The organism is Paenibacillus sp. ICGEB2008, assembly GCF_000307675.1.
In the GTDB taxonomy this organism is placed as follows: Bacteria; Bacillota; Bacilli; order Paenibacillales; family Paenibacillaceae; genus Paenibacillus; species Paenibacillus polymyxa.
In genome coordinates this window covers 674,230-688,064 of sequence record NZ_AMQU01000007.1, presented here as the reverse complement: position 1 = coordinate 688,064, position 13,835 = coordinate 674,230, and the positions used below count along the sequence as shown (strand labels likewise).

The window sequence follows — 13,835 nt, the reverse complement described above, 5'->3', positions numbered from 1 at the left end:
CCACTCCCTGCTCTTTTTAGTATGTTCCCAATCTCCTATTGATCTGCTGTAGACGCAGCGCTTCTGCGCAGCAAGAGCTGCGGCACACCGCTATCGGGATGCGGAAGCATCACAGGCTCCACACCATATACACGCCGAATCCGGTCCTCTGTTAGCAAATCCGATGAACTACCCAATCCTTCAACCATTCCATCCTTAAGTACAAGCAAATTATCGCAAAACTGTGCCGCCAAATTCAGATCATGCAAGACAGCAATGATTGTCACGCCCGTTTCTTGACGCCATTCTGCCAGCAATTCCATAAATTCAAGCTGATAGCGCAAATCCAAATAGGTCGTAGGTTCATCCAGCAGCAATATTTGTGGCTCCTGCGCCATCACTTTCGCCAAAGCTACACGCTGTCGCTGTCCCCCACTCAAGCGATCCAATGTTCTGTCAGCTAGTGAAGTTAGACTCAATCGCGCTAGAACCCGATCCGTGATCGCCTCTACGTCGACTCCCTTTTCCCTGCCCAGCCAGTCCTGATGAGGGAACCGTCCCATTTCTATAACTTCCCTGACCGTGTATCTTACTGGAGGAATCCCCTCCTGTTGGAGTACAGCTACAAGTCGGGAAAGCTCTTTTCTGCTGTAGCTACCGACCTTTTTGCCATAGATATGAACACTTCCAGAGGTCGGCTGGTCTACACCAGAAAGCAGATGCAGCAACGTGGATTTTCCACTCCCGTTCGGACCAATGATCCCCCACCAAGCTCCTTCGTCTACGTTCCAGCTAACATTCTTTAGCACATGGAAATCCCCATAAGCACGGCTCAGGCCCGCTACCTCTAATGCTCGAGCACGCACCTTTAGTAATTCACTTGGTTCGGTCACAGCAGATCCCCCCTGCGCAGCTTCTTGTTCCGGTACAGGAGATATGCGAAGAACGGTGCTCCCACAAAGGCTGTCATCACGCCCAAAGGAATTTCCGTCGGGGCTAACAGCGTACGAGCTGCCGTATCTGCCCAAGCCATAAAAATAGCTCCACCCACTGCAGATAACGGAACGATCATCCGGTAATCAGGACCTGTCACCAGACGAATGATATGTGGTACAACGAGTCCGACAAAGCCAATGACTCCGCATACTGAGACAGCGGCAGCTGTCAGCAAGGTAGATATGATCAGGACAGATAGCTTCGTCGCATCTACATGAACCCCCATATGAGCCGCTTGACGTTCACCCAAAGCCAGAATATTCAGCACCCGTGCCCGGTTCCATAGAAACACCAGCCCAACGATCACGTAAGGTAAAAGAATTCCCGTATATGACCAACCTCGCAGACTAAGACTTCCCAACGTCCAGTACAATATTTCATTGACTGTTTCCTTCGACATGGCTGTCAGAAAAGAAACAATGGCTCCCCCAAAAAATTGCATCACCACACCTGATAAAATGAGGCTTTGGGTCGGAATTTTCCCACCTTCACGCGCCAACGTCAACACCATCCACAGCGTCAGCATGCCGGTTATAAATGCGACTAGCGGAAGCGTCCATATACCCACAAATGAAAATTGAAGCCCCCAATAAATCAGCACTGCCGCTCCTACCGAAGCTCCCGAGGATACCCCAAGGGTATAGGGATCAGCCAAGGGATTACGCAACACACCCTGAAATCCGGCTCCCGCCAGCGCCAGCGCTGCTCCAACCAACATTCCCAGTAACACCCGTGGCAGTCTGACCTTCAAAATAATCTGCTCTGCAGATGTATTCCAATCCGGTGTAAACGTATCACTTAACCACGGTAGGTGGTTGATCAAAATACCTGTGATCTGGCTGACCGGAAGACTGACCGAGCCGATGCCAAGACAGAGCAGCAGCGTCAGCAGCAGCAAGACAAGACCAGTCCCCCCAAAACCGATCAGTCTACGGTTCATTTGAAAATTTCAGGGTACACGCCCTTGGCTACTTCCTTGAGCCCTTCTGTTACGCGTGGACCTGGACGGCTAATCAAATTATCATCCACGGCAAATACACGATTGTTACGAACAGCCGATATTTGATCCCATCCACTGCGAGCTTTTATGATATCGCTGAGGGTCTGGCCTGTTTTGTCATCCTTCACACTTTTGCTGTACAAAATCACGTCAGGGTTGGCAGCTATAATATTTTCCTCACTGATTTGGTACCAGCCCTTCTGCGTGGCACCCACGTTTTCGCCGCCTGCCAATGTAATCAGTTCGTCCATAAACTCGCCTTTACCCACTGTCCAGCCTGGTGAAAACTCGACGTATACCCGCAGCTTCTGCCCTTTGCCGATATTTTTAACTCCTTCTTTCACTTCCGCTACATCTGCTCTCATCTTGTCGGTCACCGCTCTCGCTTCTTTCTGATGATCGGTGATTTTCCCATACAATTCGATGTTAGCTATGACATCTTCAACGGTCTTCGGTTCCGTTTTAAAAATCATAATTCCCATGTCACGCAGCTTAGTCGTAGCCTGTTCACTAAGTGAAATCCCTGCAAAAACGACATCAGGGTTCGCAGCAATAATCGCCTCTTCGTTCGGTTTCATAATACCGCCCACTTTAGGCTTTTTCGTAGCTGCCTCTGGGTAATCAGAGTAGTCGGATACACCAACAATTTCCTTATCCAATCCGATAGCGAACAGCGCTTCAGTTTCTGCCGGGGAGACGGAAACAATCTTGTCCGGTGCTTTTTTGAATGTAAATTCCTGTCCTGTTGCATCCTTAACCGTTAGCGGGTAAACCGTTTTGCCCGGAGGCTCTTGTGCGGTTACAGTCTGTCCCGGCTGCTGTGAAGAAACTTGGCCCTCTTTATTTTCTACATTTTTTCCATTCGCGCCACATGCACTCAGTACAACTGCCAATATCAGCGCCAATAGACCTGTTGTCCATACCTTTATTTTCTTTCCTGCCATGATTTGCACCCCTTCATACAAAAATCGTTAAGAGCGTTACTTGAACATCATCCGTATTTCCTCATTCCAGCCTTCTTTTCCTATCAAAAACCCCCGCATCCTCATTTCAGGACACAGGGGTCACGTTAGCACAGATTGTGCGCAGGCGGGCAGCTTCCTTCCGCATGGACAGTCACTGCGAACACGTCATCCTTTCCTCGAAGGATTATGGTGACAGGCGGACGGGCAGGTATCCTGACTTATGGAAGAGGCATGCCCTGATATTCTTTCATATGCTTGGCGGCACATGTAACAGGGCTAATGAGCATGTTTCCATTTACAGTGGCGGGACCGCGTCGGACTCACACCGACTTCCCTTTTAACAGCGCAATGAAGAAAAGCAAGTTCCCTCACACGGCGCCGACCTCGTCTGCTGGATATTTGATGTAGTGTAGTCAAGCCGTTCTTTTACTTGATGATTATAGGTTAAAAAGAGTTAGCTTACAACCCAAACAGCTGCTTGATTCGCCACAACTACCCTAGTGAAAAAGCAATTTTGCTATACAATTGTGCAGTCCTGCCAGCCTTAACTGAAGCCTAATCGCTTCTCCCGGTTTTGGATTCAGCCTCCAAAAATCATGACCTGGTATCAGCATACAAACCAATTGGCGAATTACACCACCATGCGTGACAACCAAAACAGAGGGAGGTGCAGCATTCAACTCTATTGGCTGAACCTCCAAAGCAATGCGCCACGCAAACAGAGAGTCACGGAATTCGCGCAGACGGTTCACAAAATGTACCCAGGACTCTCCTCCAGGCGGGGTGATTCGCTGTGGCTCATCAATCCAAGCGCGATACAACGCCACATCCTTAAGCATGTCATACGTTTTTCCATCCCACTCGCCAAAGTGAAGTTCTCGCAGACGTGGCTCCATGATAGGAGGCATAGCAGATAGGGAACGTTCAGTCGTCAATGCTGACTCCGGCAAAATGATCTGCAAGGTCTGGCGACATCGCATCAAGTCACTGCAATAGATTTGAGCAAAGGACTGGCCCTGTAATTTTTCCCGTAAAGGCTTTAATTCCTGCTCTGCTCCAGACAGCAAACTCAAATCGGCATGTCCCAGATATCGACGTTCCTTATTCCATGAGGTTGTGCCATGACGAACTAGCACGAGCTCCATGTCCCACTGCAGATCTTCTTTAGCATCATTCGGCTCACTATCCTGTTGTGGGCTCGGACTTAGTGCACATTCTCGCACTCTTTTCCCTTCTGTATTTTGTTTCAAAATAATGTCACTCCTCACCGCATCCATCCCAAGGCAAAACACCCCGCAGCTCCCAACAAACACAACCCTACAAACATAGTGGATACGGCGAACATCAGCCGGATGGTATGCCGGATATCCTTCGACTCCAGTGGTCGTATCTCTTCGCCCATATATGCCCGAAAGGAGCGTACGCCGTGATACACGTTATAGCCACCGAGACGAATCCCCAAGGCACCTGCCACTGCTGATTCGGGGAAGCCGCTGTTCGGGCTTGGGTGCAGACGGGCATCCTGCTTGACTGTGCGCCAGCTTCTTGCAGCATCCAGCCGATACAACCACGCCGCTATCACAAGCATAACTGCTGTCAGGCGAGCCGGAATGTAGTTAGCTACATCGTCCAGACGTGCCGAGGCCCAGCCTAAATGCAGGTACTTTTCATTTTTGTAGCCAACCATTGAGTCGAGCGTATTTACGGCACGATATGCCAGTGCCAAGGGGGCTCCCCCGATCAGGGCATAAAAAAGCGGGGAAATAATGGCGTCCACGATATTTTCAGCGACTGTTTCGACGGTACCGCGTACAATTTCAGGCTCGTCAAGCTGCTGCGTATCCCTCCCGACAATCATGCCTAACTCCCGACGTGCCACAGTCAGGTCATTCGCCTGCAACGCTCGGTATACGGCCATCCCTGCGTCCTTTAGTCCTTTGGAAGCAATTGTGGTTGCAACCAGAACAATTTCTACGACGACAGACAACCATGGGTGAATCCAGGCAAGCACACGCAATAGCTCCCAAGCAAGCCCAAAGGAGCCTCCTGCCACAATGAGTGGAAGCAGTATACCCGCACGTTTCAATCCCCGGTCACTGCGGACCTTACGACGAATCGCTTTTTCCAATGCTGAAATGGCATGTCCCATCCCGATGACTGGATGTGGCAACCATCTCGGATCGCCGATTAGCCTGTCCAGCAGATAGGCTGCCATGATTACCAAGCTAACGATCACGCCGCTCCTCCTCCAACACTTCACTGAGTGCAGACAGCAGCATATTATTGGCTTCGGCGTCCTTGACTGCAATTCGAAAATGGCTCGCCGACAGCCCCGGATACATGGCACAGCTACGTATAAGAATCCCACGTTGTCCAAGCGCCTGCTGAATAGCCGATGAACTCCACGTTCCCGGCGCCCTTGCTAGCACGTAATTGGCTTCGCCGGGAACGACACCGCAGCCCCATTCCGCTAAGGCAGTCAGCAAGCGACTGCGCTCCGTCGCAATCAGTTCCTGTGTGCGGCGCTCATAAGCTTGCCCACTTCTCAGACACGCCTCTCCAGCCAGCAACGCCAATCCATTAACACTCCAGGTCACCTGTTTGGCCGTCATTTGCCGGATATAGTCCGGATGAGCAATCGCATAGCCCAATCGCAAGCCAGGAATGGCATAAAATTTGGTCATCGATCGGATCAAAATCACATGAGGATAGCGATCCAGCACAGGCAATAGTGAGATTTGCCGTTCCAGTGGGATAAAATCAATAAAGGCCTCATCCACCACCAGCACGGTACCCGTTCTGCCAGCCGCCTCTGCCAGTTCATATAGCTCCTGCTCACCATATTGCACACCGTTCGGATTATTCGGTTGCCCAAGGAACAATACATCTACCTGCTCCATGAGCTGAAGGATGTCCTCCACGTCTGCCTTCCATTGAAGCGAAGCCTTCCCGTATACCCGGTGGATCTCGGCTCCAAATTTGCCAGCCAGCTCGGCATATTCCGAAAAACACGGCTCCACTGTGCCCACACGCTTGGGAGCCAGGCCCAATAGCAGCAGCGCCATGCTTTCAGCCGCGCCGTTACCGATGCTCAGCGACTCCGGTGGAACGTGCAGCCGCCGTGCCAGCATATTTTTAAAGTGGCGGTGTCCAGGGTCTGGATAGCGAATCACCGTGTCCAATGAGCTTCGCAGTGCCTCAAGCACCTCCGGTGGCGGGCCGAGCGGATTAATATTCGCACTAAAATCCACAAAATCCGCCGCAGCTCCGCCAAATGTCGCGGCAGCCGTTTCCCTGTCCCCGCCATGACCGTAAACCTCTATCATTGCCTCATATCCTTTCCGCCCGTTTTCAATCATTTAGCTCCATTATGAGGCTGCTTTTCGCGTCCCGTCAATGCAAATGAGCTTTTGTACATGGCTCACTTGGGTTACAATAGGGGGAGGCACACATAAAATACACAGTTTGTATATACGGAGGAATGGACATGCTGTTCATCGACAACCAGGGCATACACGATCCAGCCATTAATCTTGCTATTGAGGAATACGCGCTCAAGCATTTACCGCTGGACGACAGCTATCTGCTGTTTTACATTAATCAGCCTTCTATTATTATAGGCAAGCATCAAAACACCGTTGAAGAAATCAATGCTGAGTTTGTGAGAGACAACAATATTCAAGTCGTTCGTCGCCTGTCCGGCGGCGGGGCTGTATATCATGATCTCGGTAACTTAAATTTCAGCTTCATTACCAAGGATAACGGGGAGTCCTTTCATAATTTCCTCAAATTTACGCAACCTGTGATTGACGCCCTCCACCAAATGGGAGTAGAAGCCGAAATGACGGGACGCAACGATCTGCAAGTCGGAGAACGTAAAATTTCAGGAAATGCTCAATTTGCCACACGTGGACGTATGTTCAGCCATGGTACATTGATGTTCAACCTGAATCTGGACAATGTGGCTGCATCGCTGCACGCCAATCCCGAAAAATTCAAATCCAAAAGCACAAAATCCGTCCGTAGCCGCGTGGCTAACATCAGCGAACTGATGGACCGTGAGATGACCATAGAACAATTTCGCGAGGAACTGCTGCGGTCCATCTTTGGTTCAGAATTGGATCAGGTGCCTCAATATAAGCTCACCGATGCGGATTGGGCTAAAATCCATGAAATTTCCAAAGAACGCTATCAATCGTGGGATTGGAACTATGGTCTATCCCCTGAGAGCAATATCAAGCACACACGTAAATTCCCGGTCGGTATTATAGATATCCGCATGGATCTGAAGGAAGGCTACATCCGTGATATTAAAATCTACGGGGATTTCTTCGGTGTAGGTGATGTCGCTGATATTGAAAATATCCTGCGTGGCAAGCGTTATGATGAAGGTGAGGTCCGTCAAGCCTTATCCTCTCTCGATTTGAAGCATTACTTTGGTAATATTGAGCTGGACGACTTTGTTGGACTTGTATTTCTGGAAGACTAAGCGTTACTTTTTTCCATGGTTTCAAGCCAATACTTCAGTGGTTATAAGGGGACAGGCTCTTATGGGCGTCGTCCCTTTTTCAATGCGATATTGTCATTTTGAATATTATAAGATACAATTTTAATATTGCCCCATGATAGAGATAAAGGAGAGAATACCGATATGTATAAATTAATTGCCATTGATATTGATGATACTCTCATTAATGACCAGAAAGAAGTTACTCCAGCGACACAACAGGCATTGGAAGCTGCTGTAGCTAAAGGTGTGGTGGTTACTCTCGCTACTGGACGAGCTTATGCCTCCGCGCACAAAATTGCACGCCAGACGGGGTTGAACGTACCGATCATTACGTACCAAGGAGCTTTGGTTAAAAACCTGCTGGACGAAAACGTGCTGTATGAGCGTTATGTTCCACTCGTAGCTGCACGTCGTCTGTATGAATTCTGCGTGGAACGCAATCTGCATTTGCAAACGTATATAGATGACAAATTGTACACTCGTGAAGATAATCAAAAAATTAAAGATTACACCGAGCTGAACAACACGGAATATTTTGTAGAGCCTGTGTTCAGTAAAGTTATAGAGCAACCAGCTCCTAAATTGCTGATTATCGACGAGCCGGAAGTGTTGGACGAATTAATTCCCGAACTTCGCGAATTGCTTGGCAGTGAAGTGCATATTACAAAATCCAAGCCTCATTTCCTGGAAATTATGCATCATGAAGGCACCAAGGGCCACGCTCTTGCCTTCCTTGCAAACCATTTTGGCTGTGATCTGTCGGAGACCATTGCGATCGGCGACTCTTGGAATGACCATGAAATGCTGGAATGTGCCGGTCTTGGCATAGCGATGGAGAATGCGATTCCTGATTTAAAAAAGCTGGCTGATTACATTACTCGCAGTAATAACGAAGACGGTGTAAAGCATGCCATCGACAAATTTGTACTCAATGTTGAATAAGCAGAAACTGACTGTACCCATAATACTTAAATAAAGTATTACAACAACAAAGCCTCCAAACGCCGCATGTTTAGTAATATACGGCAGTTTGGAGGCTTTTTCTATCATATTACATCATATTCTAACAACTTCGAAATATCAGGCAGCAGAGCGTACTTTGCGTCTGTTCACCAGACGGATGATTCCGTTATTCATACACATCAACCCAGTCACAATGAGCAGCACCCCTGCCAGCATCCACCAGCTTACATGTTCTCCATATAAAAAAGCACCCAGGCCTACAGCAATCGGTGGTGAAATATAGAGCCATGTGGTCGGAAACAATGGATTCGTACGCGCCATAAGCCAGTAAAATAGTGTTTGCGCAATCATGGAGCCAAACAGGATCAAATAAAACAGAGAGCCTATGGCAGGCAGCAGATTCCATCCCTCAGAATTCCAAGGCTCAGTGAAAGCCGACAGTACTAGCAGCATCCAACCACCATGGAACATTTGAGCTGCATTTAAGGCAATCGGATTCGTATCACGAAATGCATCCATGACTCGCTTGGAATACAGGGCTCCACCCGAATAGCATAGCTCACCCAGCAAAATGGCTATGCAACCTGCCAACCACAGGCCGCTGATTTGAACCGCTAAGCCGGGCAATACCACCAGCACGACCCCGAGAAAGCTGATCATACAGCCCATGAGCGTAATTCTCGTCGTTTTTTGCCGCAGTATTGCAGACTGCATCAGCACAATCATCATCGGTCCGGTGGCTGACAAAATAGCGCCGATCCCCGAGCTGACATATTGCTCTGCCCAATACAGTGTTGAGAATGTGCCGAAGGTCGTTCCCGTCCCAATCAGCAGCATTTCCTTACGCCATAATAACGACCACCGAACCTTTCCCGACAGCCTCATCGCAATAAACAAGATCGCCCCTGCTGTCATAAAACGTGCTCCTGCCGATAAGAACGGCGGAAGTCCGGCCTCCACTCCCACTTTGATAGCCAAAAATGTGGTGCCAAAAATAAGACACATAACTGTAAAGGCGATGCCAATCATGATACTTCCCACTCCCTTCTGTTACTCACAAGCATACAAGGAGACAGACAGAACAGATGGGCAACCACAGAACAGTTGTATACGTTTTTGAAGTGCTGTATAGTACAATACACACAAAGGAGCGTGGACAGCATGGGCAAGGTTAACAGCGAATTATTGTTTTCAACAGAAAATAACTCGGCCGATCCGAGCTTAAAGCTGTATGAGCAGGTCGTCCATTACGTAAATGTGCGGATTGAGCGCGGGGACTGGCCAGCAGACGTTAAATTGCCGTCGGTGCGAAGTCTGGCTCAGGAGCTGGGTGTGCATCGGTTAACCGTATTCCGGGCATATCAGGAGTTAAAGCAACAAGGACGCATCTATGTAAAAGATAAATCGGGATATTACGCTCATGCTTCCCATGCAGCAGAATTGGGAATATGTACTGCCTATTCGGAACGATCATCCACAAAGCGGATCTTCCAATCGGAATCCACTTACATGGCAGACGATCCGTCTGTTTCCGTCTGGAGGGGGCTGGATGGACTCACCCAGGTTCATGCTGTGAACGCAGACTTCCAATTTTCCAAGGCCCTGATTGATCCCTCTCTCCTGCCTAACCGATACTGGAGAGAATTAATGATGCAGGTGTTTGAAAAGCATCCAAAAATCGCAGCTACCTATTCTTCTGTACAAGGAGACGCTGAGCTTCGTGATGCCATGGCGCAGCATTTTAGCACAGATAAGCATTTTGCAGTATCAACGGACGAAGTACTGATTACCTCCGGCGCACAGCAAGCCATCGATTTGGTTTCCCGATCTCTGATCCGTACAGGAGACCGTGTATTAATCGAACGGCCGGTCTATGGTCCCGCCATGGAAATATTCCGTAGACAAGGCGCCCGCCTAACTGTAACTGATATACGGCCGGAAGGTTATGATATGGATCAGATTGAATGGTGCTTGAAAACGGAAAAACCGCGTCTCTTTTATGTGAATCCGACCTTTCACAATCCGACCGGCTTTACGATCCCCGATGAGCAGCGCAAACGTCTGCCCGAACTGGCCGAGCGCTACGGCTGTCTTATTGTCGAGGATGACAGCACCTATGATATCAGCTTTGGGCAAAAGCCGCCTTCTCCGATTTTCTCCTATGATATCTCGGGGAGCGTCGTCTATATTCGCAGCTACAGCAAATATGTCGCACCCGGTCTGCGAATCGCAGCCGTAACCTGTAGGCCTCAGCTCATGGACAGTCTACTGAGCGTCAAAGCGCTAGTGGACAACGGATCGCCGCTGCTGAATCAAAAGCTGTTTTTACAATACTTTCAATCCCCACGTATGCAGCAGCATATTAAAAAGCTATGTATTGCGCTCCAGATTCGTAAGGAAACGATGGAGACCAGTCTCCGCGATTCCGGCTGGACATGGACCAGCCCGGCGGGAGGACTCAACCTGTGGCTCCAGCTACCTTCTACGATACAACCTAATGAGCTGCTTGCCAAAAGTATACAAGAGTCCGTTTCCTTTGTCCCAGGCAATGTATTTGATCCCATCGGTGCAGAGGGTAAAACGCATATACGGTTGTCCTATTCATACGCCAATGAGCTGCAAATCAAAGAAGGGATCTCCACACTTCTACGCATCAGTCGAACGATGTAAAGGTAAAACCATCGTTATTCTAACGGCAAACTCATACCTGTATGTGCCAAACTGATCCCTTCCAGCAGCCCGTAGTTGTGTGTGATATCCACATCATGGGACATATGTGTAAATACCGTGCTTCCGGGCTTCAGTCTTCCTACAAGTTCCTGAGCCTCCAGCATGTCATATACCGAGCGGGTGGTATACTCCGCTTCCTCATGGTAAAAGCTCGTCCCCAGCACGAGTAAATTCAGATTATGTAAAGGTAAAATTTCCGCCTCATTCAGTCCAATCGAATCCGAACAGTAGGCCCATGAGAAGCCGTCTTTTTCCAAACGATAAGCGTAAGCATATCCGTTCTTCCCATGATTCACACGCCATCCTCGGATATTCCACCCGCCAAGTTGGACTCCCTGATCTACTGGAATAAGATCCAGGTTTCCAGGAATCCAGGAAAATTGACGTAAGATCGTATCGATCACTTCCTGTGGAGCGAACAAGCGCCCTCTATTACCGGTCCAGCGACAGGCATCCGCCCATTCTGGCAATCCTCCAATATGATCAAAATGTGCATGTGTCACGAGGATCGTAGGAATAAAACGCAAACTGCGCAATTCTAACTGTCTACGCCAGTCGGGGCCACAATCAATCATAAAATCCTCTGTCTCGCTTTCGATCAGCACAGACGATCTCAACCTTACATTCGTTCCTATCGTGCGGGCCTCTGTGCACACGAGACAATCACAATATACACGCGGAACCCCCATTGCATCCCCTGTGCCAAGAAAAATAAGCCGATTCATGATTTAACTCCTATCTATCTGGGTGTTTTTACTCCTATTATAACGAACATATCAAGCCTGCGTAAATCACCCCAGCGACCAACGACAAAAGGAGCATGTCCAAAGCCGTAAAACAGGCCAGACACCCCCCTTATATGTGATCTTTTTATTTTCAAATGATAATAGGCATCGGGTCTTCCTTCAGTCGGTTTTCCACCATCCAGCTGGACTCCTCATTATATAGATAGGCCCGATGCACCAACACTCGCACCTGCTGACCAGGTTCCAGCGTAGACTTTTCCAATGAACGGTATGTCATGAGACGCTGATCCCCGACCTGGACTTCAACCATCCATTCACTCCCACGAAAATGTAAATGCTTCACAATGCCTTCCTCGGTTGCCGACAGGAGCGCAAATTCCTCACTCGGTCCGACATCAATGTACTCCGGACGAATCAAGGCACGTGTTCCCACTCCGGCAGCTTCCTCAAAGCCCTTGAGACTACTCGCCTGTTCAATCACCGTGGATTCCCCAATAAAGGAAGCTACAAACGGAGTCCCCGGTTTTTTATAAATATCCCAAGGCGTTCCCTTCTGCTCCAGCCGTCCTTGATTAATCACCATAATCTCATCCGCTACTTCAATCGCCTCGTCCTGATCATGGGTGACGAAAATGGAGGTAATACCTACCCGCTCAATCAACTCTCGCAACCAGGTGCGCAGCTCCTGACGAATCTTGGCGTCAATAGCCGCAAATGGCTCATCCAGCAGCAGTAGTTGAGGCTCCGGTGCCAAAGCACGCGCAAAAGCAACCCGCTGTCGCTGTCCACCTGACAACTGATGCGGATAACGATGCTCAAAGCCTTTGAGCCCCGTGAGTTCGACCAGCTCAGTGACCCTTTCCTTGATGCGGGCTTTGGAGCTTTTTTTCACTTTCAAACCAAAGGCAATATTGTCGTACACGCTCATATGCTTGAACAAAGCATAGTTTTGAAATACAAATCCGATTCCACGCTCCTGTGGTGTCAGCTCGTTTACCCTTTTTCCGTGAAAGCGGATCTCTCCTGCATCCGGTTGCTCCAGCCCCGCCAAAATGCGAAGAATGGAGGTTTTCCCTCCGCCGCTTGGACCGAGCAAACCAATAAGATGGCCCGTCTGAATATCAAAAGATACGTCCTTTACCGCATGAAAATTACCGAAATGCTTGTTTAATCCTCTTACTTCCACATGCATATCCGTACACTTCCTTTCCGCTTCTGGACCAGTTCAGGAACAGCAGCAGCCTTGCTTATCGCAAAGCACGCACCTCATTTGAAAACATTCAATTATTCCAATAAACTTACTTTGTTTTTCTTATGTGATACTTTATCAAAGGAAAGTAATTTTCGTCAACTCTATATATTATCTAAAGAATGAAAAGGGTAAAGTAATACATAGAAAGGAGATGGATTTATGTTGCATACTTTTGAATTATCTACGACACGGCGAGATGAAATGCGTGATATTACACGCGAAGTTGCAGCACTCATTGAAAAAAGCGGGGTGCAGCAAGGAACAGCTCTGATTTATTGTCCACACACGACTGCCGGCATCGCCATTAATGAAAATGCCGACCCAGACGTCAAACATGATGTCATTTTGAGGCTGGATGAGGTTTATCCCTGGGAACATCCCCAATATCGCCATATGGAGGGAAATACGGCGTCCCACCTAAAATCCATTACAACAGGCCCATCACAAACAGTTATTATTCATGATGGAAAGCTGTTGCTTGGACGATGGCAGGGTCTTTATTTTTGTGAATTCGACGGCCCACGCAGACGCCAATACCATGTGAAAATTATGAAGGGCTGACGGAGGCATGCAAAAAAACAGACGATGATGTTCTCCCTCTGGATACATCATCGTCTGTTAAATTCTTAGTCGCTTTCGCAAAGTACCGTAATGATAAGTCACCGTCATGAAGTGCAAACACCCAAAAAAGCGC

13 protein-coding genes and 1 riboswitch are annotated in these 13,835 nt (G+C 48.6%); of the genes, 4 read left to right on the top strand and 9 right to left on the bottom strand.

The genetic code is table 11. The annotated features are described in order from the left end of the window. Nucleotides 1-35: 35 nt before the first annotated feature. From C400_RS0107790 to cobD, 6 genes are all read right to left on the bottom strand, one after another. Nucleotides 36-872 (bottom strand): ABC transporter ATP-binding protein, encoded by an 837-nt coding sequence (locus C400_RS0107790; RefSeq protein ID WP_017426569.1) that lies wholly within the window; start codon nt 870-872, stop codon nt 36-38. Further along, nucleotides 869-1,915: a FecCD family ABC transporter permease gene (locus tag C400_RS0107785; protein WP_017426568.1), complete on the bottom strand. Its 1,047-nt coding sequence runs from the start codon at nt 1,913-1,915 to the stop codon at nt 869-871. The genes C400_RS0107790 and C400_RS0107785 overlap by 4 nt, the downstream gene beginning before the upstream one ends. Beyond that, nucleotides 1,912-2,919: an ABC transporter substrate-binding protein gene (locus C400_RS0107780; RefSeq protein WP_017426567.1), complete on the bottom strand. Its 1,008-nt coding sequence runs from the start codon at nt 2,917-2,919 to the stop codon at nt 1,912-1,914. The genes C400_RS0107785 and C400_RS0107780 overlap by 4 nt, the downstream gene beginning before the upstream one ends. 207 nt (nt 2,920-3,126) lie before the next feature. Then, nucleotides 3,127-3,342: riboswitch (cobalamin riboswitch) on the bottom strand. 95 nt (nt 3,343-3,437) lie between these two features. Beyond that, nucleotides 3,438-4,190 carry a histidine phosphatase family protein gene (locus C400_RS0107775; protein ID WP_017426566.1) on the bottom strand — a complete coding sequence of 251 codons (753 nt, stop codon included), beginning with the start codon at nt 4,188-4,190 and terminating at the stop codon, nt 3,438-3,440. 14 nt (nt 4,191-4,204) lie between these two features. Beyond that, on the bottom strand, nt 4,205-5,176 hold the full coding sequence (cbiB, locus tag C400_RS0107770; protein ID WP_017426565.1) for an adenosylcobinamide-phosphate synthase CbiB: 972 nt from the start codon (nt 5,174-5,176) through the stop codon (nt 4,205-4,207). Continuing rightward, nucleotides 5,166-6,266: a threonine-phosphate decarboxylase CobD gene (gene cobD / locus C400_RS0107765; protein ID WP_026065395.1), complete on the bottom strand. Its 1,101-nt coding sequence runs from the start codon at nt 6,264-6,266 to the stop codon at nt 5,166-5,168. Before cobD ends, cbiB begins: the two co-directional genes overlap by 11 nt. A gap of 161 nt (nt 6,267-6,427) precedes the next feature. On the opposite strand from cobD, the gene C400_RS0107760 reads away from it, so the two are divergent. After that, the gene (locus C400_RS0107760; RefSeq protein ID WP_016820664.1) at nt 6,428-7,429 is read left to right on the top strand and encodes a lipoate--protein ligase; all 1,002 of its coding nucleotides are present in this window, start codon (nt 6,428-6,430) and stop codon (nt 7,427-7,429) included. A gap of 162 nt (nt 7,430-7,591) precedes the next feature. Further along, on the top strand, nt 7,592-8,392 hold the full coding sequence (locus tag C400_RS0107755; protein WP_016820665.1) for a Cof-type HAD-IIB family hydrolase: 801 nt from the start codon (nt 7,592-7,594) through the stop codon (nt 8,390-8,392). Nucleotides 8,393-8,530: 138 nt separating this feature from the next. Here the strand turns inward: C400_RS0107755 and C400_RS0107750 are convergent, their stop codons facing one another. Further along, a complete protein-coding gene (locus C400_RS0107750) occupies nt 8,531-9,442 on the bottom strand; it encodes a DMT family transporter (protein ID WP_017426563.1) in 912 nt (303 codons plus the stop codon). Between the two features lie 132 nt (nt 9,443-9,574). On the opposite strand from C400_RS0107750, the gene C400_RS0107745 reads away from it, so the two are divergent. Further along, on the top strand, nt 9,575-11,083 hold the full coding sequence (locus C400_RS0107745) for an aminotransferase-like domain-containing protein (RefSeq protein ID WP_016820667.1): 1,509 nt from the start codon (nt 9,575-9,577) through the stop codon (nt 11,081-11,083). Nucleotides 11,084-11,097: 14 nt separating this feature from the next. On the opposite strand, the gene C400_RS0107740 is transcribed toward C400_RS0107745, so the two are convergent. Together C400_RS0107740 and C400_RS0107735 are read right to left on the bottom strand one after the other, a co-directional pair. Next, nucleotides 11,098-11,868: an MBL fold metallo-hydrolase gene (locus tag C400_RS0107740; protein ID WP_017426562.1), complete on the bottom strand. Its 771-nt coding sequence runs from the start codon at nt 11,866-11,868 to the stop codon at nt 11,098-11,100. Nucleotides 11,869-12,019: 151 nt separating this feature from the next. After that, nucleotides 12,020-13,081, bottom strand: a complete 1,062-nt coding sequence (locus C400_RS0107735; protein ID WP_017426561.1) for a sulfate/molybdate ABC transporter ATP-binding protein — start codon at nt 13,079-13,081, stop codon at nt 12,020-12,022. A gap of 219 nt (nt 13,082-13,300) precedes the next feature. On the opposite strand from C400_RS0107735, the gene C400_RS0107730 reads away from it, so the two are divergent. After that, nucleotides 13,301-13,702: a secondary thiamine-phosphate synthase enzyme YjbQ gene (locus C400_RS0107730; RefSeq protein ID WP_013369978.1), complete on the top strand. Its 402-nt coding sequence runs from the start codon at nt 13,301-13,303 to the stop codon at nt 13,700-13,702. Nucleotides 13,703-13,835: the final 133 nt, after the last annotated feature.

Bases quoted from the DNA above. Each gene is read 5' to 3' on its own strand.
- C400_RS0107785 (WP_017426568.1), bottom strand. From the start codon at position 1,915: ATGAACCGTAGACTGATCGGTTTTGGGGGGACTGGTCTTGTCTTGCTG.
- C400_RS0107780 (WP_017426567.1), bottom strand. From the start codon at position 2,919: ATGGCAGGAAAGAAAATAAAGGTATGGACAACAGGTCTATTGGCGCTG.
- cobD (WP_026065395.1), bottom strand. From the start codon at position 6,266: ATGATAGAGGTTTACGGTCATGGCGGGGACAGGGAAACGGCTGCCGCG.
- C400_RS0107760 (WP_016820664.1), top strand. From the start codon at position 6,428: ATGCTGTTCATCGACAACCAGGGCATACACGATCCAGCCATTAATCTT.
- C400_RS0107755 (WP_016820665.1), top strand. From the start codon at position 7,592: ATGTATAAATTAATTGCCATTGATATTGATGATACTCTCATTAATGAC.
- C400_RS0107750 (WP_017426563.1), bottom strand. From the start codon at position 9,442: ATGATTGGCATCGCCTTTACAGTTATGTGTCTTATTTTTGGCACCACA.
- C400_RS0107745 (WP_016820667.1), top strand. From the start codon at position 9,575: ATGGGCAAGGTTAACAGCGAATTATTGTTTTCAACAGAAAATAACTCG.
- C400_RS0107740 (WP_017426562.1), bottom strand. From the start codon at position 11,868: ATGAATCGGCTTATTTTTCTTGGCACAGGGGATGCAATGGGGGTTCCG.
- C400_RS0107735 (WP_017426561.1), bottom strand. From the start codon at position 13,081: ATGCATGTGGAAGTAAGAGGATTAAACAAGCATTTCGGTAATTTTCAT.
- C400_RS0107730 (WP_013369978.1), top strand. From the start codon at position 13,301: ATGTTGCATACTTTTGAATTATCTACGACACGGCGAGATGAAATGCGT.